The sequence below is a fragment of the Alteromonas stellipolaris genome (assembly GCF_001562115.1).
Classification (GTDB): Bacteria; Pseudomonadota; Gammaproteobacteria; order Enterobacterales; family Alteromonadaceae; genus Alteromonas; species Alteromonas stellipolaris.
This window is the reverse complement of the sequence record NZ_CP013926.1, coordinates 3,647,126-3,668,782: the sequence shown is the minus strand read 5'-3', so window position 1 is coordinate 3,668,782 and position 21,657 is coordinate 3,647,126. Positions and strand designations below refer to the sequence as shown.

The window sequence follows — 21,657 nt, the reverse complement described above, 5'->3', positions numbered from 1 at the left end:
ATGGCATCACTCCCCCTCTTTCGAATACTGAAATACCTCATTAAAGGGCTTATTAAATACCAAGGCAATTTTGAAGGCGACTTCAAGGGAAGGGGAGTATTTTCCTTTTTCAATTGCCATGATAGTTTGTCGCGTAACGCCCACCTTTGACGCGAGCTCTTGCTGAGTCATTTCATCGACAAGAAAGCGTAAGGTTCTTATATTGTTGGTAATTGTGTATTTAGCCGTCATTAACTTTCTTTCCGGAAGTAGTAAATCTCAGTACCAAATCGGGTTACTTCCGAGAGCCAAAAAATAAGGACTAATTTTAGCTCAATAGGTGCAAGAGCATAATTGCTATAGCTATTTTGCACGTCAAAATCGATATGGTTATTGATCATCTGCTGTATCACACAACTAACAATACCAGCTGATAGCACCCAGTAGCCCGCATTGTTTGCGGTAAGTCGATGATAACGCTCTCGCTCATCTTCAGGGATGTTAGCATCTTCTTGCTGGTTCATTGCTAACGCGATGTGTAAAGCTACCTCTAAGATTATGAAGGCAATAGTAATTCGCATGATGAGGGCGGTGGTGTCATCTAGGCTAGTATTTGGTTGCAAAAACATAAGTGTGTATACGCTATCTCCAAAGATAGAGGCGATCACCGCAGATACTAGCAAAGACACCCACAAACTTTTCTCTCTGAACGAAATCATTATTTTTCTCCGCGCCCTATTAATGGTGATTAAGTTTTACTTTGTGTATATTAAATATAACTTGATGTTAAATATACTATACATTTGTGCTTGTAGAAAGCTTGTGGTAGGTTGTTACAAAGTATGTTGTAGGCGATGTTGTAGTAGGTGAAAGTACCCTAGGCGGATTTCTTTGAAGGTTTAGATATGCTGGCCACAAAAAAGCTCGCCTAAGCGAGCTTTTAAATAGATTACGTGCAACGAGGCACGGTTAACGTGCTGTTTCACATGTCGATATTAAACGCCAATATAATCCATAATACCGTCTGCAGCTTTTCTGCCTTCATCGATAGCCGTAACCACAAGGTCACTACCACGCACCATATCACCGCCAGCAAAGATTTGCGGGTGTGATGTTTGGAAAGCATATTTACCGGCAGCAGGGGCGCGTACGCGACCTTTTTCGTCTAGCATAATGCCAAACTCAGCAAACCAAGGGGCAGGGCTAGGCTGGAAACCAAACGCGATAATAATTGCATCTGCTTCAACCACGTGCTCTGAACCTTCAATTTCAACGGGGCGACGACGGCCGTTAATATCCGGTGGGCCCATTTCGGTTTTTACGAATTTAACACCGCATGCGTTGCCTTCACTATCAACAGCAATGTCTAAAGGTTGAATGTTGAACATGAATTCAACCCCTTCTTCTTTTGCGTTAACCACTTCTCGGCGAGAGCCAGGCATGCTTTCTTCATCTCGACGATAAGCACATATTACGCGGTCGGCTTCTTGGCGGATAGACGTACGTACACAGTCCATGGTGGTATCACCACCCCCAAGAACCACTACGCGTTTGCCTTTCATATCAACAAAGTCGGCTTCGTCTTTTTCAAGACCCATCACGCGGTTTGTGTTTGAGATAAGGAAAGGCAGGGCATCATGAACACCGTGTACATGTTCATTTTCAAAGCCGCCTTGCATCGATTTATACGTCCCCATGCCTAAGAACACAGCGTCGTAGTCATCTAGCAGGGTTTGCATTTCAATGTCTTTACCAATTTCAGTCTTAAGTACAAACTCAACACCCATGTCGGTAAAGATTTCGCGGCGAAGCTTAATCACGTCTTTTTCAAGCTTAAATGATGGAATACCAAAGGTTAGCAAGCCGCCAATTTCTTCATACTTGTCGAATACAACAGGCTTCACACCGTTTCGAACAAGAATGTCGGCACAAGCTAATCCGGCTGGGCCCGCACCTACAATAGCGACTTTCTTATCTGTCCAAACTACGTCAGACATATCTGGGCGCCAGCCCATTTTAAATGCGGTATCGGTAATGTATTTTTCAATACTACCGATAGTTACCGCGCCAAAGTCGTCATTTAGGGTACATGCCCCTTCGCATAGTCTGTCTTGAGGACAAACACGGCCACATACTTCTGGCAAGCTATTGGTTTTGTGCGATAACTCAGCCGCCTCAATAATACGGCCTTCATTGGCAAGGTCTAACCATTGAGGAATGTAGTTATGTACTGGGCATTTCCATTCGCAATACGGGTTACCGCAGTCCAAGCAGCGATCTGCCTGGCCTTCGGTTTGTGACTGACTTAACGGCTGATAAATTTCAGCGAACTCGTGTTTACGCACCATGATCGGCTTTTTCGGCGGATCGATACGTTCAACATCGACAAACTGGTATACGTTCTTTGCCATAAACTTTTCTCCTCCTACTGAGCCTGAATGCGCAATTCAGCGCTTGAACGACTGATGTGGCCTAATAGGTTCTTCACATCACTGGTCTTCGGCTTAATAAGCTTGAAGCGTTTCAGCGTTGCCGCGAAATCGGTTAGCAAGCCTAACGAATGGTCGCTGCCAGTTTCTTCGTAATGCTGATTAATAAGACCACGTAAGTGCTCTACTAAAATCGCTTTACCGTCAACAGGCATAATCTCAATAAGATCTTGGTTTACACGGTTATCGAGGTCGTCGTTGTCGTCCATAAGGTACGCAAAACCACCTGTCATACCGGCACCGAAGTTCACGCCTACTGGGCCAAGTACAGCAACAATACCACCGGTCATGTATTCACAACCGTTGTCACCAATACCTTCAACTACCGCAATAGCACCTGAGTTACGTACACCAAAACGCTCACCGGCTCGGCCTGCAGCAAATAATTTACCGCCAGTTGCACCATATAAGCAGGTATTACCCATAATGGCACTTTCATGCGCATTATAAGTCATGTTTCTTGGTGGATGAATAACAAGCTTACCGCCAGTCATTCCTTTACCTACGTAATCGTTGGCGTCACCTTCAAGATGCATGTGCAAGCCGCCTGCGTTCCACACACCAAAACTTTGGCCGGCAGTACCGGTAAGATTCACTTTTATCGGTGTATCTTCAAAGTCGTGGTTACCATGGTGCTTGGCAATTTCACCTGACAACAATGCACCTACCGAACGGTCAGTATTGCGAACAGGATATTTCAATTCAAGTGACTCGCCGTCAACAACTGCTTGTTGTGCGTCTTTGAGCATTTGTGCGTTAAGCACACCTTTATCAACGGGCTCATTGGTGGTTTGCGAGCAGAATAAACGGGTATGTTCACCTGCTTTCGGTCTTACCAACAACGGCGTTAAATCAAGGCGGTTTTGCTTCGCAGTCACACCGTCAATCACTTTAAGTAGCTCAGTACGGCCAACAAGGTCGTCAAACTTAGTCACGCCAAGGGCGGCCATAATTTCACGTACTTCTTGAGCAATAAACTTAAAGTAGTTCATTACCATGTCTGGCAAACCAATGAAGTGGTCGTCACGAAGCTTTTGATCTTGTGTTGCTACACCGGTCGCACAGTTGTTCAAGTGACAAATACGTAAGTATTTACACCCTAACGCCACCATAGGACCCGTACCGAAACCGAAGCTTTCCGCACCTAAAATACCCGCTTTAACAACGTCTAAGCCTGTTTTTAGGCCGCCGTCAGTTTGTACGCGTACTTTATGGCGAAGGCCGTTTTCAATTAGGGCTTGTTGTGTTTCAGACAAACCTAATTCGAACGGGCTTCCAGCATACTTAACCGACGTTAGTGGGCTAGCGCCTGTGCCGCCGTCGTAGCCTGACACTGTAATAAGGTCTGCATAGGCTTTTGCTACACCAGTAGCAATAGTACCTACACCAGGTTCAGACACTAACTTCACTGAAATCAGTGCAGTTGGGTTCACCTGTTTCAAGTCGAAGATAAGCTGGGCTAAATCTTCAATTGAATAAATATCGTGATGTGGTGGAGGCGAAATAAGGGTTACTCCAGGCACTGAGAAGCGCAGCTGGGCAATGTACTTATTCACTTTGTCGCCAGGTAACTGACCACCTTCACCAGGCTTCGCGCCTTGGGCCACTTTAATTTGAATAACATTCGCATTCACAAGGTAATGCGGTGTTACCCCAAAGCGACCAGAAGCAACCTGCTTTATTTTCGAGTTCTTTTCAGTTCCAAAGCGTGATGGATGTTCACCACCTTCTCCTGAGTTCGACTGCCCGCCTAAGCGGTTCATCGCAATCGCCAAAGCTTCATGCGCCTCTGGGCTTAATGCACCAATAGACATAGCGGCGGTATCGAAACGCGGGAACAAGTTCTGCGCGCTTTCTACTTCGCTAATATCAACAGGCTCGCTTTGTGGGTCTAGCGCTAGCAAGTCACGAATGTGCGCAGGAGAGCGCTCGTTAACCAGTTTTGCATACTGTTGGTAATCGCTGTATTCGCCACTCATTACTGCTTTTTGCAGTGTGCTGACTACATCAGGGTTATATGCATGGTATTCGCCGCCGTGAACATACTTGAGCAAACCACCATGATCAACAGGCTTGCGTTTTAACCAAGCAACACGGTTCAGGTTAACAGTATCTTGTTGGAAGTCGTCGAAATCGGCACCTTGAAGGCGCGAGGTAACACCTCTGAAACACAGATCCATTACCGCATCGTTAATACCGATAGCTTCAAATAGTTTCGAACTACGGTAACTCGCCACGGTACTGATACCCATTTTCGACATTATTTTGTACAAGCCTTTGTTAATACCTTTACGGTAATTCAATGTGGCTTGCATTGGTGAAATGTCGAGTTCGCCTTTTTCACAAAGCTGCTCAATGGTTTCGTAGGCTAAGAACGGATAAACCGCGGTAGCACCTAAACCTATGAGTACGGCGAAGTGATGAGGGTCACGGGCACTGGCTGTTTCAATGACTACGTTAGCGTCGCAACGTAGTGATTTATCAACTAGACGGCGCTGTACTGCACCAACGGCCATAGCAGCTGGAATAGGTAAGCGGTTTTGTCTGATGTTGCGGTCGGATAAAATCACGAACGCCGCACGCTTTTGTTTAACTAAGTGTTCTACTTCATTACAGATACGCTCGATGGCTTTCTTCAAGCCTTCTTGCGGTTGGTACTGAAGTTCAACCACTTCTGAATAGTAGTTATCAGGGTTAAATTCACGTAGCTGTTTTAAATCGGTATACATGAGTATTGGCGAGTTAAACAATACGCGGTCTGCATAACCTGAGGTTTCGCTGAATACGTTTTGCTCTCGGCCAATACAGGTGGCTAACGACATTACATGGTTTTCACGTAACGGATCGATAGGCGGGTTAGTTACCTGTGCAAACTGCTGACGGAAATAATCGTAAACGGTACGCTGGCGTGAAGACATGACCGCCATTGGCGTATCATCACCCATAGAACCTACGGCTTCTTGACCGTCTTTCGCAAGTACCTTGATAACTTGCTGAATTTCTTCATAGCTATAGCTGAACTGCTTGTGGAATACCGAAATGGTGTCGTCATCAAAAACGCGCTTGCCAATCAGTGAAGCATCAAGTTCTTCAATAGGGGTTAAATGACGAATATGTTTATCGAGCCACTCTTTATAAGGGTGGCGCGCTTTTAACTCTTCATCAATTTCAGTGGAACGCCAGATTTTACCTGTGTAGGTATCAACGGCTAGCATTTCACCAGGGCCTACGCGGCCTTTTTCAATAACGTCAGCTTCTTCGTAATCCCAAATACCTACTTCCGAGGCAAGCGTGATGAAGCCATTTTTAGTGATAACGTAGCGGGCAGGGCGAAGACCATTACGGTCAAGGTTACATGCCACATGGCGACCGTTCGTTAATACGATACCGGCAGGGCCATCCCACGGTTCCATGTGCATTGAGTTAAACTCATAAAATGCACGTAGGTCGTTATCCATAGTTTTGTTGTTTTGATATGCAGGCGGCACTAATAAACGCATGGCACGGAATAAATCCATACCACCGGCTAAAAATAGCTCAAGCATGTTATCAAGTGACGATGAATCAGAACCTTCGGTATTAACAAAAGGGGCTGCTTCTTTCAAATCAGGAATAAGCGGCGTAGCAAATTTAGATGCACGTGCCATTGCCCAATCTCGGTTACCTTTAATGGTATTAATTTCACCATTATGGGCCAAGAAACGGAACGGCTGAGCCAACGGCCAACGTGGAAGCGTGTTGGTTGAAAAGCGCTGGTGGAATACACAAATAGCACTTTTTAAACGCTCGTCGGCTAAATCTAAATAGAAAGCTGGTAAGTCTTTCGGCATTACCAAGCCTTTATATATCGTTACCAAACCAGATAGGCAGGCAACGTAAAAATCTGGATCGCTTTCAAGGCGCTTTTCAGCACGTCGACGCACCATATAAAGGCGGCGTTCAAGATCGCGCTTGCGCCAACCTGCTGGTGCATTCACAAATACTTGTTCTATTTGTGGCACGCCGGTAAGAGCAAGTTCACCCAAAACAGAGCGATCGACAGGCACTTCGCGCCAGCCAACAACACTAAGGGTTTCTTTTTCAAGTTCTTCATTCAACACCTCACGCGCAGTTTGCGCAAGGGCCTGGTCCTGGCTTAGAAAGATCATGCCAACGCCGTATTTTTTGCTGAGTTTCCAGCCATTTTCTGCGGCGATAGTATGGAAGAACGCATCCGGTTTCTGCAGTAGTAAACCACAGCCGTCTCCGGTTTTCCCGTCAGCGGCAATACCGCCTCGATGCTGCATACGGTCTAAACCGTGAATAGCAGTCTCTACTAGCGTATGGCTAGCTTCTCCGTGGGTATGGGCGATTAAGCCAAATCCACAGTTATCCCGGGAATCGTTGGGGTTGTATAAACTCATCTCTTAACTCCTTCAACCTTTGACTGGGGCAAGGTGTGCGTTGCGTGTAGATGCGCCTAGGTATTGCGTATCACAACATTGTTCAGACGTCTTTTGTCGAGCTGGCACTATTACCGCTCTATGCGCCTTTTCTTGTCGTTATTTATTATTAGAGGATTCCAGTCGTGTTCCGCATTTTTATGCATTATTGCTTTGCGGGGCGTACAAAATACCTATATTGATATGTAAAATCAAACGCTAAAGTAGGGGGTATAACAAAGATTTAGCATATAGTTTAAAATATTCACTATTTTCATGGTGTTAAACTTATAAATTCATCTTTGTAACAAAAATGTTATAACCCAATATATCGTCTTATTGGTAGGCAATGAAAGTATAGCAAGTGTCTTTAAATCGCCAAAAGTGAATAAAAATTCATGTTGAGGCGTTTAATATCTAGTCAAGGGCTTGTTTGCTGTATTTTTATGTAGTTGTAAATCCTTTCTTACACGATACCAGAATCATTCAGTATTGTACAAATAATGCACCGTAGTAAGTCAATTCACCCAAACGCGCAGCCACTCTTCAATATTTGCGAACTCAGTGAGCATTTCCGTAATGCATAAACCCTGATAGGATATGTCGAAAATAATCCTAAAAATAAGTCGTTCATGCATTCAGATTCTCCAAATGACTCTTGGGCTATTCGCTTTGCACAATTTGTGCAGCGCTTTGGTACGCTTAAGTTAAGTATTCTGTTCGTGGTATTTTCGCTGGTATTTACGCTTGGCGGCTCTTACGTAATTCGTGTAAGCATGGGCAGTGCGGTACAACCTGATGACTTTATCAGCGCGGTTATTCTAACCATGCTTTCGGCACCTTGGGTGCTGTACTTTTTTAGCGAACTAATAAAGCAGTTAGAAAACTCACGTACCAATCTTAAAGAAGTGGTAAGCCAATTAGAGCGCTTGCGAGAAGAAGATGTTTTTCTTAACCGCGAGTTGCAAACTAATATTCGCCAATTAAATCACGAAATTGAGCAGCGTAAATTAGCGCAAGAAGAGCGTGAAGCCTTATTTAAAGACTTAGAGCGTGAAATTCAGGATAAATCTGAACAAGAAGCACAAGCCCGCCGCTTGTCTACCTTACTTCGCTCGATTATCGATGCCTCGCCAGATCTTATTTACTACCGAAATGAAGAAGGGCGTTTTGCTGGCTGCAATCGTATAGCAGAGCTCATGACAGGTAAGACCGAGCAAGAACTGCTTGGTTTAACGCCAACTGATGTTTATGAAGAAGACCTAGCCCGTCAAATAGTCGCCAGCGACCACGAAGTGCTGGAAACTAACGCCAGTATCACCGAAGAGTTATGGCTGCGCTTTGCCGATGGCCGCCGTCGCTACTTCGAAATGAAGCGAGTACCTTTCTTCGATAAAGAAGGCAATCGTTTAGGCTTGCTATCATTTGGTCGAGACATGACTGAACGTAAACAAGCAGAAAATGCAGCAGCGAAAGCCAGTACCGATAAAACGCGCTTTATCGCCACGATTAGCCACGAGCTACGTACGCCGCTAAACGGTATTGTTGGCTTAAGTAGAATGCTTCGCGATACCGAGTTAAGCGAAGAGCAATTTAGCTGGGTAAGTACTATTTATGCCAGTGCTATCACCCTTGGCAATATCTTCAACGATATTATCGACCTTGATAAGCTAGATAGAGACAAAGTTGAACTGAGCTTGAAGACCGTATCGCTTCGAGATTTTACCGAAGAGCTAAGCAGTATTATTCGACTGTTAGCCGGTGATAAACAGTTAGAGCTTAAAACCACGATTAAAGAGCCTCTACCAAGGTTGGTTGAAGTAGACGGTACGCGCTTGCGCCAGATTTTGTGGAATATCCTGTTTAACGCAGTGAAGTTTACCCAAAAAGGTCACGTAAGCTTATCGATTGAAGCCACCAAACCTGAAAATGACTTAGCGTTCGTCACCTTTGTGATTGAAGATACTGGGGTAGGCATACCTGAAGAAGAGATAGAAAAGATCTTCGCCATGTACTATCAGGTTGATCACCCTGACCACCAGTCTGCTACGGGTACTGGCATTGGATTGGCTATTTGTAAGCAAATGGTCGATTTGATGAAGGGTAATATCAAAGTTACCAGTGTGGTAGGTAAAGGTACGCGCTTTGAAATAGAGCTACCGGTAGAGATATCGAAAAAGCCTATGCAAGTGGCGCAGCTTCAAGTTACCGATTTGAATATTCTGTTGGTAGAAGATATTGAGCTTAACGTGATGGTTGCCAAAGCCTTGCTAGAAAAAATGGGACAAAAGGTAGATGTGGCCATGACAGGGCAAGAAGCCATTGATAAAGCCCGAGCTACCCAATACGACCTGATACTGTTAGACATTCAATTACCAGATATGACCGGCTTCGACGTGGCCAGTACGCTGCATGAAGAAGACTTAGTGATGCAAACGCCTATTGTGGCACTTACTGCGAACGTGATTAAAAAGCGGGAAGAGTATTTGCAGAACGGCATGGACGATATTATCGCCAAGCCCATTAAGAAGTCTCGCGTGATTGAGGTGTTTAACGAGTTATTCCATGCGCCACCTGCGCCGTTGGAAATTGAAGGGCAGGTAGAGCGCCCACCAGAGCCGAGTAAAATATTAAGTAACATTTTAGATATGGACTTGCTCCAGATGTTAGTGGATACAATAGGCGATGATATGGTGCGGGCAAGCGTTAAAGTGTTTCAGGAAAAAATGCCTGAATACATGGAAATTCTGCAGTTAAGCCTAAGTGCAGATGAAAAATCTGAAGTGTGCTCTCAAGCGCATAAGATTAAAGGGGCTGCAGGCTCTGTAGGGCTTGCACGTGTGCAACGTATTGCCAATCAAATTCAACAAGGGGATCACCCTACCTGGTGGCAGAACGTCCACGATTGGGTTGAAGAGTTGCAAATGGCTGTACAGCACGACATGAAAGCACTGCAGGAGTGGCTTAATCAGCAGCGGGTAGACGATTAAATCGTTTAACAAAAAACGGGGCTGGTTAAGCCCCGTTTTTATTTAGAAGTCGATTTCGCGAGTTTACAAGGGGTAGACATAATGACATTAGGAACCGAAAACGAAACGTTTAGTAATGCTCAGCTAAACGCTATAACAACTAATGAAAACACGTCTGCATCAGACATACCGCAACTTTACCAACTAAACTTAGAAGCTATTTCTCCGCGTTACCGCGTTATTAACATCTCATTGGCTTTTTGCAGTGCGTTTGTATTGATCATGGTTGCTAGCGCGCTACGGTATCAGTCGTTCTTTGTGTTACCAGACCCCTTAGTGATTGCTTACCCGTTAATTGTGATGGGAATTTGTGTGCTGGGATGTTTATGGACGACCTATCACTTTTTTGCCGATCCGCTCATCAAATATGCCTTACGAGAACAAGACTTAAGCTTGCAATCAGGCTTGGTATTTAGGTCGTTGTCTTGCCAGCCTATATTGCGTGTTCAACACGTTGAATTAAAGCGTGGGCCTATTGCTCGTTTAGCCGGGCTAGCTTCTTTACAGGTATTTTCAGCTGGTGGTGCTACCCACACATTTGAAATTCCAGGTATAGAGGTAGAAGTAGCAGAACGATTAAGGCAGTTTATTCTCGATCATAAAGATGTGAGTGCAAAATAGTGGCTTCCCCCGAAGTAGACACGGTGAAGCCTTCCAAAAGCAGCGAGGGCGCCCAAGCGGTTAAGGTTGACACCGGCGAAGAGTGGCGCAGACTGTCACCCATAGCTATTGCGTATTTTACCCTACGTAGCATTAAAAATATGGCACAAGGTGCTATTTATGCCGTACCCGCCATTGCAGTAACGGCCAACATTACCGATAACATTCAATCCCCCAACACCTTGTTAAGTATTGCAGCTATCCTCATTATTTTCTTTTCAAGCGGTGTGGTTAGCTTCTTCATGTACCGCTTTCGAGTTAGCAATCAGCATGTTGAAATTCACAGTGGGGTATTTTCTCGAAGTTATACCAATCTGCCATTTTGGCGTATTCAGAATGTAAAAATTGAATTACCTTTCTACTACCGCCCATTCGGTTTCGCATTGGTGATCCTAGATACTGCTGGAAGTGCAGGAGAAGAGGCGAAAATAGTAGCGGTTCCATTGGTGTATGCCCATGCCCTTAGAAAACAAGTGCTGGCCGAGCACCAAGAGCATGGCCATCAAGAACGCGAGACCAGCGCCAATGTAAATGACAGCGGTCATGTAAATATTAGAGCGCATGCGAATAATAGCAGCCAAGCTTGTGTTGAGGGCGACCCAAGCAAGCGCTATTCTGAAACCAATGAAGATGGCGAAACCATACTTAATAGGCGCTCTATCACCGATATCGTGATCCACGGCATTACCAACAACCGAGTATGGATTTTATTAGGTGCTGCAGCCCCCTTTTATGACAATGCCTTTGGCTATCTATCGGAATGGTTGGCTGAAAAGGGCTTGCAGTTAAATCAACTTGTGGGAGAACAGACTATAGCGTGGTGGCAGTTCGGCTTGTATGCTTTTGTTATGTTGATGATGGCCATGGCAGTAGTGGCACTGATTAGTATTGGCGGCGCTCTGTTTACCTTTTACGACTATACCTTGTCACGCCAAGATGATAGGTACATTCGCAGAAGTGGTTTATTGAATAAACAAGAAGTGAGTATGCGGGCATCTCGCATTCAGGTTATCTCGGCAAAGCAAGATTGGTTAGATAGAATACTTAAGCGTGTGAACTTGTATTTCGAGCAAAATGCATCGATTGGGCACAGTACCAATGAACTAATGTCGCCAAACCGGCTTATTGTACCTTCTGTTACCGAAGACGAAGCGGATGAATTAAGCCAAGAGGTTATGCCGGAAAGTAAAATTCGCCGTAGCGATTACCAGTCTATTAGCAAGCGGTATATTTTACATTGGGTTATCGCAGGGCTTTCTATTCCTTTTGTGGTGGGTGCTGGATTTGGTATCTATATAGAGCATTTAGATATTACCGCAGGGGTGACCTTTGTTAGCGTATTACTGCTGGGTGTTATTGCGCTTAGATGGTGGCGCTGGGGCGTGGCAAGTGATGATAAATACATTTATGTAAGGCGAGGCCGCATAGGCGTGGATTACTTATGCTTCGAACCCTACAAAGTTCAGCAGGTGGTGGTAAAGCAAAGTGTATTCATGAAAAGGCGAAAGCTGGCAACGGTGCAGTTTGTATTAGCATCAGGGGCTATTTCAGTACCGTTTTTACCTGAAGACTATGCGAATGAGTTGGCGAATAACGTGTTGTTTGAAGTGGAATCGAAACGAAAATCTTGGATGTAGCGGCAACGCTGATAAAAAGCGATGCGCCGCTGCATCCAAGGTATTAAAAAGTAATATTGCCACTATCTGTTATCAGGTATCTACTATCTACTATCTACTATTTATGAGCATTAAAGGTTAATGCGTCCATTATATCGTAGCAGGCACCCATAGTATGGTAATCGGTTTTCCCGACTGGGCTTTTAGTGGTTTCTAACTTGCCATTTTCAGGCGATAGAATTCTGAACCACGCCCCATACTCATGATCGACAAAATGCGTCCACGCGTATTGCCAAATACGATAGTACCAATCCCAGTATTTATCATCTTGAGTGACGATAGCCAACCTTGCCGCACAGGCGAAACTTTCTGCCTGTACCCAGAAATATTTTTCGTTGTCGCAAACGCTGCTATCTGGCGCAAACCCATAGGCTATACCGCCATTTATGCTATCCCAACTTATATCTATCACAGCATCAAACAGGCTTTGCGCTCGCTCGACCAGCCAAGGTTGAGGGCTATACTGATTAAGCTGTAACAACAGTTTAGACCATTCTGTATGATGACCAGGCTGAAAACCCCATGGGCGGAATAGGTTTTTAGGATCGTTTTTGTTGTACTCCCAATCAACCTCCCAGTTTGAAGTGTAATGTTCCCATATACGGTTATCAGCTTTTGCTGCTTGGCGTAAGGTAATATTTTCGGCAACCAGTAAAGCGCGTTTTAAAAAGCGCTGGTCTTGGGTGGCTTCAAAGGCCGCTATTAACGCTTCGCAGCTATGCATATTTGCATTCTGTCCACGGTAGTCACTGCAAATACTAAAATCAGCGTTAAACTCGTCTTTGTAGAGCCCGTAATCCTTATCCCAAAAGTGGGTGTCCATTAACGCGAAGGTCTCGTCTAAATAGTATTTCGCCTCAGTAATACCAGCTCGATATGCCCAGCTGTAGGCTAGCATTACGAAGGCTAATCCATAACAATGATTGGTAGCATCTTTAACGCTGTGCTCAACACCCTCTACATTTAACACCCACGCATAGCCTTGGGTTTCGGGGTTTAAGTGATACTCCCGAAGAAACTTAATTCCAGACGCCACTCTAGATAGATACCGGCTATCACCAAAAGTTAAATAAGCGCGAGCGTAATTGAAAACAAATCTGGTTGAGCTAACCAGATGGCGTGTGTTTTCGTCAAACACACTGCCATCATCAGAAAAATTTTGATGGAAGCCACCAGATAGGGCATCAACATTCGGTTCGTAAAATGCCAAAATACTTTTTATATGTTGGCTAAGAAAATCCGGTGATGAAAACCCGAGATCGCTAGGCGTTTTATTCGTTGTCACTGAAGTCATCATTATTCCCTCACCTTGTTATTCTTGATTGGGTAGAAGCCAATAAAGTGCCATGGCCGCTGTCCATGAAAAGTCAGCTCCCCCACTTCTTGCGCCTGTTTCTGCATGGAACGACTCATTAAACCCGCTAGTGTAAATAAGGTTTCTGCTCGCATCGGTCACTTGTTTAGCTTGCTTGAAGAAACCGTAGTCTTCTAACCCCAGCGTAATCATCCAGTTAATGTGTAACCAAATAGGTCCGCGCCAATAACGTTGTGGCTCATAACAAGGGTCTTCAGGATGAGTTGACGATATAGCAAAGGGTTGATCGGCAAGCCAGTCATCAAGTACGTCGATAAGTTTTGGCATGAGGTTTTCGTTTACCAGCCCTGCAAAAAACGGCAGTAACCCAGCATTGGTTCTTGCACCGCACAGTTTGCCACTGCGGGTATCAAAGCTATGAAACATACTGGTTTCGCCAGACCACAATTTACCTATTGCCGCTTCGGTTAAATCCATACGATGGGCTAAATAGGCCGTTTGTTTGTTATCGATATTTAGCGTTTCGCATAGGGCAAGGAGATCCTTTGTCCCGCGATGCAAAATCGAGATGATACTCACATCATTAACACGATAAGGGCAGTCTTGATAAATCAGCGTGTCATCAAAATTCATTTTGCGGAAGAAATCTACAAGGTATAGAAAACGGTCGTACTCTTCTTTGTGCGGACGCTCAGATGCATCGATGTGATTAATATCACGGCGGGTGTATTCCCAACCCACTTTAGGTACAGCGCGTAATGCATCATCCCACGCTGGGCTGTTATCCATGCCTGATTCCCATGGGTGATAGCTTACCACTAGTCCCGTATATTCAGGATCGCGCTGCTTATACCACCATAAGTGATAGTCAATAAGTTGTTGAACAATCTGCGATATTTGAGAGTCGACTAGCGCTCTATCTTTAGTTTGTTCGAATAATTGGCGAATAACCGTGGCCAGCACCGGCGGTTGAGTAATCGATGTACTGTCGGGGTTATTTTTAACACCCCAAATATCAGGGCCAGGGAAATAGGTATCAGAATGTTGGTGGAATACAACGTGAGGCACCATGCCGTTTTTCCATTGAGCACTTAACAGTGAAGTGGTTTCTTCCCATGCACGAGGTTCATCAAATGGAAGCCAGCCTAGCGCCACAATGGCAGAGTCCCAATTCCACTGAAAAGGGTAGAGGCCGTGAGTAGGCACTGTGTACCCACCTAAGTCGTTCTTAATTAGCGTAGCTTTTGCATCAGCAATTAACTGGTCGTCAGTTTGTGTGGCGATAGTAGTCATCTAAATACCCATATTGAGTTCTAATTAAGATGATTATTGCACAATAGGCAAAAAAATAAACCCATTTTGGGTTGAAAGTAAGAAAAATGTGTTTTATTGTAAATGCGAAGTTAATTATAAATAGGTGATGTACGGCAAAGTGGGAAGCCGTTAGCAACACCAAATGCCAAAACATATTGGAGATACACCGTGAACAAACTACTTCTAGCCACTACCATTTCTTCGCTACTAGCAGGAAATGCATTAGCTCAAGATACAAATCAGCAAACCAAAGAAGAAAGTGTTGATAAGAATAAAGCCGACTACGAACAGATTGTCGTAACAGGGACAAGCCGAGCGCGGCTAATTGCCGAAACGCCGCAATCGACAACCTCACTGGGTGAGGCTGAAGTGGCAAAGCTTTCGATGAGTAGCCAAGCAGATGTGCTGCGTTATGTTCCAGGCGTTAAAGTTGAAGGTGGTGGAGGTGAAGTAGCAACTAACTTACAAGTTCGCGGTTTACCTTCTTCAGGTCAGTTCCAATTTACGCCTTTGTTATATGACGGGTCGCCAACATTGAGTGCGTTTGGCTTAAACTCATCCGCTTACGATGTTTACTATCGAAATGACCTAGGTATTGAACGCGTTGAGTTTGTGCGAGGCGGTGTATCTAACTTGTTTGGGCAAGGTTCTGTAGCTGGTGTCATTAACTACCTGTCTAAAAAGGGCACTGAAGAATCAGAAAGCACAGTGCAACTTGAGCTATCAGACAATAATCGTAAAAGAATAGATTTTGCGACTAGCGGCCCGCTTAACGAAAAAGGGCTATTTTACGCGCTATCAGGTTTTTATCGTTACGATGAGGGCCCCATTGATACTGGTTTACCTACAGAGGGTTATCAGCTTCGCGGTAACTTACACAAAGAATTTGATGATGGCAGTGGTTATTTCACTATTTACGGCCAAGCGATTGATGATGAAGTGCAGTTCTTTTTACCTATACCGCTGGATTCTCAAAGCCGAGACCGCGTAGCCGGTAATGATGGTAGCGAAGTAGAATCGACACAAACCTTTTATGCTTCTGGCTTATCCTACGATACCGCGAACGGCAGATATACAACCCCCATTGAAGAAGGTGTGGCCACTCAGGGTGGCTCAATTTCTATGGAGTTTCAAAAAGAGCTGGGCAACGACTTTAACGTGCTTGCTCGTGCTAAGTATGCCAGCTACGACCATCAATTTAACCTATTCCTTGATGGTGACGGTATTATCAACGTACCCGAAACGCAAAGTGAGTATTTAGCAAGCCGTGGATTAGGCGATGTTCAAGATGCGCAGTTTACCTATGCCGGTACCGATATTGCGTTACCTGAAGGTGATTTGTTATTTGCTAACCGTATTTTGGACCGAGACAGACCGGTTACTGACTTTTCATCTGAACTTAACCTTGTGAAATACCTAGATGTAGGCGACTTTTCTCACAGCATTACTGTGGGTACCTTCTTTTCAAGTTCAGAAGCAGAAGACAACAATGTTATTACCCGTTACTTAGGTGAATTTAACAACCAAGCAAGATTGGTTGATTTAACCATCACCGATAGCGACAACAACGACATTATTGTTAGTCAAAACGGGGTAACAGGCCCAGGCATAAGCTTCTCTGATGCCACTATTTCTGCTCGCAGAACCGCATTCTATATTGCCGATCAAATGCAAAGCGACGATTGGATTATTGACGTAGGTATTCGCTGGGAAGATATTGACGGCACCATAACACGCGAAGGAAGCCAAACAGTAATTGTAAACGATGACCCTTCTCTTTATACCGATTTACAGCAAAACGTCACAGGTAATGGTGCCCTGACACATGGCAACGTGTCTAACTCTGAAATCGCTTACTCAGTTGCTGCATTGTATAAAATGGCAGACAACTTCAATGTGTACGCCAACTATTCTCGAGGGTTCTTCTTCCCAGAATTGCGTGGTGTTGCGTTCGATCCGAACGGTGAGCCAGGCACTTACGAAAGTGAAATTGTTAAGCAAGCGGAACTTGGAGCCAAATTCTTCTTCAACGATTTCGTGGGTACGGTAGCGCTGTTTAAAACCGACCTTGAAGATCGCCGCTCAGTCGACTTTGTAAATGATGAAAATGGCGTTGCTGTAGAAGTGCCCGTTTTCCAATCTACCGAGGCTTACGGGGTTGAGGTAGTGGGTAGCTACAATATTACTGACGACCTTATTTTCGATGCCAACTTCACCTACACCGACCATGAGTTCACTGAGTATGAATCTGATCCAAGTGTGGTAGGTAACGAGTTACGCAGAAAGCCGAAAGTCATGTTCAACTCTTCACTGCGCTACACACTAGATGACTGGGACATCTCTTTTTATCACAACTACCACGGAAAAAACTTCACCAATGATGCGAACTCCGTTGAGCTAGATGATTTCCATGTGTTCCGTTTAGATACAGGTTACACCTGGGAGCTTGGACAAGGCGAACGCATTCGAACCAGTATCGCGGTTTGGAACTTGTTTGATTCAGATGGTGTTACAGAAGGATCTCCACGTCTTGGCAATAGCCAAACGGCGGGCGAGTCTTATTTTGTAGGTCGTCCCATTTTACCACGCCGCGTATCGCTGCGTGTACGTTACGATTTTTAGTCGACGTTGACGCTCCCCATTGCTGATAGTTCCGTATGGCGCTATCAGCATTTTTTATTACTAACGCATAATAAGAACCGCATATGAATTTACTAGATTATATTGTCGTGGTTGGCTACTTGGGTGCTTTGCTTGTAATGGGTTTTTCCATGCGACAACAAGAAAGCAAGGGTGATTATTTTCTTGGCGGCCGTTCATTAGGCTGGAAACCCCTTACTCTTTCAGTCATGGCGACTCAACTTTCTGCTATTAGTTTTATCTCTGCACCTGCATTCGTAGGGTTGCGTGAAGGTGGGGGCATGATTTGGCTTTCCTACGAGCTAGCAATTCCTATTGCGATGATATTGCTACTAGGTACTGTTTTGCCCACACTGTATAAGTCGGGCGTGGTTAGTATTTATGATTACCTTGAGCAACGCTTTGGCCGCGCAACGCGGGTGTTAATTAGCGTTGTGTTTCAATTTAGCCGTGCGTTTGCCACGGGAATAATGATTTATGCGGTGTCTATCATTCTACAGGGCACTATGGGTATTGAAGCCTGGCAAGCGGTAATATTGACCGGTATCATTACCGTGCTTTACTCGCTTCAAGGCGGCATGAAAGCGGTGGTGTACGCTGATGCCATTCAAATGGTTATTATAGTGCTTGGCACCATTGCTTGTATCGCCATTGGCCTTAATGCTCTAGGTGGGCTAGATGTGCTTATCGCCGAGGTGCCAAAAGAACGTTTAGTGGCGATTAACTTTACGTCATTCGGCTTCAATGGTGATGGGTTTGGCTTTCTACCTATGCTATTTGGTGGCCTTGTTTTATATGCATCTTATTATGGCTGTGACCAAACACAGGCGCAGCGCGCTTTATCGGCTAGGAATGAAAACGACCTAAGAAAAATGATTGTGGCAAACGGCATAGTACGTTTTCCGATCACCTTGCTGTACTGCTTTTCAGGGCTTATTGTCGGTACGCTAGCGTTAACAAACTTAGATTTCTTTGAAAAAATTCCAGCCAATAACCCTGATTGGTTAATGCCCACGTTTATTCTTAACTATTTGCCACACGGGCTTATCGGCTTGCTGATTGTAGCCATATTGTCAGCGGCTATGTCTTCACTTAGTTCGGCCATTAATTCATTGTCTGCGGTTACCGTTGAAGACTATTGTCGCATTACCAATAAAGACTTAGAGCATTCTAACTACCTGCGTTTGGCTAAGTTTACAGGGCTGGTATGGGGCGCTATTACCTTAGTGCTTTCACTGTTCGCAGGTAATATTGCGCCTACTATTATTGAAGCTATCAATAAAGTGGGATCGGTTTTCTATGGCCCTATTTTAGCGCTGTTCTTGTTGGCAGTATTAAGCCAAACGCTTAAAGGACGGCATGTGAACCTAGGACTTATCGCTGGCGTAGGCACTAATATCATAGTGTGGTTATTTGTACCCGATGTGTTCTGGTTCTGGTGGAACGTGATTGGGTTTGTGGTGACATGTTCGGTAGCGTGGGTTACTAGCATTGTGTGGCCTACACATCACCCAAAAGGGGTAGCACTGCAAAAATTAACTTTCCATTCAATTTTAACGTGGAAAGACATCATTTTACTAAGCGCATTTTTCGCTTTCATGGTGATAACCTGCATGATTTTACCATCACTTTTTAGCTAACAGGATGTGCTATGAATAAAGATTTCTTAACCTCGCTTTATCTTTCAGGGGTAGATGTAAGTAAACCTAAAGCGTGTCTTGGTCCTTATTTTACCGCTTTGTCTCCTTACGAGCGGGTATGCATATTAGGCGCGGGTAAAGCCGCCGCCGATATGGCTCAAGAGGCCTATCGTTATTTTGGCAACAATGCTTACGGTGCGGTGGTTACCCGTTATGGGTACGAAGCCACGGGCTCAACCGGGAACATAAAGGTTATGAGTGCTTCTCATCCGGTACCCGATGAAAACAGTGTTATAGCGGCTAATACCTTAATGGACATCGCTAGCCGTGTACCGAAAAACGAGCAGGTTATTTTTCTTATCTCTGGTGGTGGCTCTGCGCTGGCCTGTGCACCGGCTAAGGGCGTTACTCTTGAAGAAAAACTGATACTACATAAGTTCTTACTACGAAGTGGTGCCAGTATTGAAGAAATGAACACGGTACGAAAGCATGTTTCATTAATTAAAGGAGGGCGGTTAGCCGCAGCCAGTAAAGGTAAAAACACGTCTTTGGTGATATCGGATGTTGTGGGTGATAACCCCGCCTTTATTGCGTCTGGTTTAACGGTACAAGATAACTCAACCCCTGACGAAGCACTTGCTATATTAGAACAATATGGCTGGGATGAAGACAGTGGTATTGCCGAACATTTGAAGCACGCCCCACCGTTGCCCAAAATAAGTGGTGATTATCACATTGTTGCCAACGCGAATACGGCAATAGATGCTGCGGTTAAAAGTGCACAAACCGAGGGCTGGAATACGCACGTTATTAGCTACGCTGAAACTGGCGAAGCTGCCGAGGTGGCAAAACGTCATGCTGAGATAGCGTTAGACTATAAAAGAAAAGGTAAAACCTGCTTATTGTTTTCTGGTGGCGAACTTACAGTAACCTTGGGTGATACAGAAGGCGAGGGCGGGCCAAACCAAGAGTATTTGATGGTATTGGCCGAAGCCTTACAAGAGCAAGCAGGTATATGTGCGCTTGCCGCTGACACCGATGGGGTTGATGGCAGCAAAGATGTAGCGGGAGGCTATATTGATGAAAGTACGCTTTCTCGCGCATCAGAAAAAGGGCTAGACTTAAAAAAACTTATCAAACAGCACAATAGTTTTGCGTTTTTTGATGGCTTAAAAGATCATATTATTATTGGGCCCACTCGCACCAACGTAAACGACTTTCGCGTTATTTGTGTTTTTTAAAACTGCAACTGTGTCATGGCAAGGGTATAATTCGGTTTTATACCTTGCCCTCCTACGTTAATGAAGTGCTAATTATGCTTGCGTCTATTAAAAATAATCAGCTTTTACGATCGGCTTTTACTGTTAGCAAAGGTGATAAATTATTACCGGATAACCCTCGCGCTATTGTGCGTGAAGTGTTTTGGAACATGAACACCACGCAAAGTAAAATAGCAGAGCAGACTCAAATTCCTCAGCAAACCGTGTCACGACTTGTGAAAGGACTGATTGAGCAAGGCGTACTTCGAGTTAACGAAGAAAAAGGAGAAAGCAGCACTGCAACCAAATCTTCGAAAGGAAAAAGTGCATCAGGCATAGCGCCAAACCCAAAGTTCGCCTATTCGTTTGGTTTATCGGTACTACTTGATGCCATTTCGGTAGCTGTGCTGGATTTTACTGGCGAGGTTGTCGATACCTTAATTCTTGAGCTTGGTGATATGGGTATTGAATCGGTATTGCGAAAAGCGGTAGCAATGGCGAATGAATTGATTGATACCCACGCTATTCCTACTGACCGAATTTTAGGTATTGGAGTGGGGATCTCTGGCTTTTTCAGTTCCACCGATGGAAAAATGAATACCCACCATGCCATTGAAGAGTGGGCGGATATTAACATTGCAGAAACTGTTGCAGAAGCCTTTCAACTGCCTACTTGGGTGGTTAACGATGGTACTGGCGCGGCAGCCGGTGAGGGTATTGCAGGAGTAGGAAGACAGTACAAGAATTTTGTGTACTTGTTTGTTTCAAGTGCGTTTGGCGGTGGGCTGGTGAACAACGGCGAAATGATTCGTGGTACGCATGGCAACGCCGGCGAGCTCGGAGACATGCTTCCAGCCAAGCTTTACAGCCATCCTAACTTGCAATTGCTACAGCGAATCTTGTCAAAGCATGGCGTCGACGTGCCTTCAATTTATAAGTTAAATGAAATCTTCGATCCTAACTGGCCTGGGGTAGATGAATGGATTTACAAGGTTCAGGATTCTTTTGATTTAGTCGCCACCGCAAGTTCAGCGCTACTCGACAGTCAAGCCATTATAATTGGTGGGCATATCCCTACCCAGCTGGCAGAAAAGGTAATTCCCCGAATCGATGTTTATGCGCAGTTTAGACGAGGCGCAAAGCGCCCCTTACCTGAAATTGTGTGCGCGAAAGTCACTAGGAGTCCTGTTGCAGTAGGCGCGGCGACGCTACCTTTAAGAGAGTGGTTTCTTTAG

Annotated in this window: 13 protein-coding genes; 7 read left to right on the top strand and 6 right to left on the bottom strand. The window is 44.8% G+C overall.

The features are described from left to right. Positions 1-6 precede the first annotated feature (6 nt). The 4 genes from AVL57_RS15675 to gltB form a co-directional block, all read right to left on the bottom strand. On the bottom strand, positions 7-231 hold the full coding sequence (locus AVL57_RS15675) for a helix-turn-helix transcriptional regulator (protein ID WP_057789758.1): 225 nt from the start codon (positions 229-231) through the stop codon (positions 7-9). Further along, the gene (locus AVL57_RS15670; protein ID WP_057789760.1) at positions 231-698 is read right to left on the bottom strand and encodes a hypothetical protein; all 468 of its coding nucleotides are present in this window, start codon (positions 696-698) and stop codon (positions 231-233) included. Before AVL57_RS15670 ends, AVL57_RS15675 begins: the two co-directional genes overlap by 1 nt. Positions 699-974: 276 nt before the next feature. Continuing rightward, positions 975-2,390: a glutamate synthase small subunit GltD family protein gene (locus tag AVL57_RS15665; RefSeq protein WP_057789763.1), complete on the bottom strand. Its 1,416-nt coding sequence runs from the start codon at positions 2,388-2,390 to the stop codon at positions 975-977. A 14-nt stretch (positions 2,391-2,404) separates the two neighbouring features. Further along, the gene (gene gltB / locus AVL57_RS15660; protein ID WP_057789764.1) at positions 2,405-6,871 is read right to left on the bottom strand and encodes a glutamate synthase large subunit; all 4,467 of its coding nucleotides are present in this window, start codon (positions 6,869-6,871) and stop codon (positions 2,405-2,407) included. Between the two features lie 650 nt (positions 6,872-7,521). Here gltB and arcB point away from each other — a divergent pair. The 3 genes from arcB (at position 7,522) to AVL57_RS15645 (ending at position 12,215) form a co-directional block, all read left to right on the top strand. Beyond that, positions 7,522-9,879, top strand: coding sequence for an aerobic respiration two-component sensor histidine kinase ArcB (arcB, locus tag AVL57_RS15655; RefSeq protein WP_057789766.1), 2,358 nt, complete (start codon positions 7,522-7,524; stop codon positions 9,877-9,879). 81 nt (positions 9,880-9,960) lie between these two features. Further along, a complete protein-coding gene (locus tag AVL57_RS15650; protein ID WP_057789769.1) occupies positions 9,961-10,539 on the top strand; it encodes a PH domain-containing protein in 579 nt (192 codons plus the stop codon). Further along, positions 10,539-12,215, top strand: a complete 1,677-nt coding sequence (locus AVL57_RS15645) for a PH domain-containing protein (RefSeq protein ID WP_057789771.1) — start codon at positions 10,539-10,541, stop codon at positions 12,213-12,215. The genes AVL57_RS15650 and AVL57_RS15645 overlap by 1 nt, the downstream gene beginning before the upstream one ends. Before the next feature lie 97 nt (positions 12,216-12,312). Here AVL57_RS15645 and AVL57_RS15640 read toward each other — a convergent pair whose 3' ends face one another. Both AVL57_RS15640 and AVL57_RS15635 read right to left on the bottom strand, forming a co-directional pair. After that, on the bottom strand, positions 12,313-13,551 hold the full coding sequence (locus AVL57_RS15640) for an AGE family epimerase/isomerase (protein ID WP_231701230.1): 1,239 nt from the start codon (positions 13,549-13,551) through the stop codon (positions 12,313-12,315). Positions 13,552-13,566: 15 nt separating this feature from the next. Beyond that, the gene (locus AVL57_RS15635) at positions 13,567-14,862 is read right to left on the bottom strand and encodes an MGH1-like glycoside hydrolase domain-containing protein (protein ID WP_057789774.1); all 1,296 of its coding nucleotides are present in this window, start codon (positions 14,860-14,862) and stop codon (positions 13,567-13,569) included. 189 nt (positions 14,863-15,051) lie between these two features. Between AVL57_RS15635 and AVL57_RS15630 the strand changes: the two genes are divergently transcribed. The 4 genes from AVL57_RS15630 to AVL57_RS15615 all read left to right on the top strand — a co-directional run bounded on the left by AVL57_RS15630 (position 15,052) and on the right by AVL57_RS15615 (position 21,657). Beyond that, positions 15,052-17,505 (top strand): TonB-dependent receptor, encoded by a 2,454-nt coding sequence (locus AVL57_RS15630; protein WP_057789776.1) that lies wholly within the window; start codon positions 15,052-15,054, stop codon positions 17,503-17,505. Positions 17,506-17,588: 83 nt separating this feature from the next. After that, on the top strand, positions 17,589-19,163 hold the full coding sequence (locus AVL57_RS15625; protein WP_057789778.1) for a sodium:solute symporter family protein: 1,575 nt from the start codon (positions 17,589-17,591) through the stop codon (positions 19,161-19,163). Positions 19,164-19,174: 11 nt separating this feature from the next. Further along, entirely contained in the window at positions 19,175-20,404 is a 1,230-nt protein-coding gene (locus AVL57_RS15620) for a glycerate kinase type-2 family protein (protein ID WP_057789780.1), read from the top strand. Between the two features lie 74 nt (positions 20,405-20,478). Continuing rightward, positions 20,479-21,657 carry an ROK family transcriptional regulator gene (locus tag AVL57_RS15615; RefSeq protein WP_057789783.1) on the top strand — a complete coding sequence of 393 codons (1,179 nt, stop codon included), beginning with the start codon at positions 20,479-20,481 and terminating at the stop codon, positions 21,655-21,657.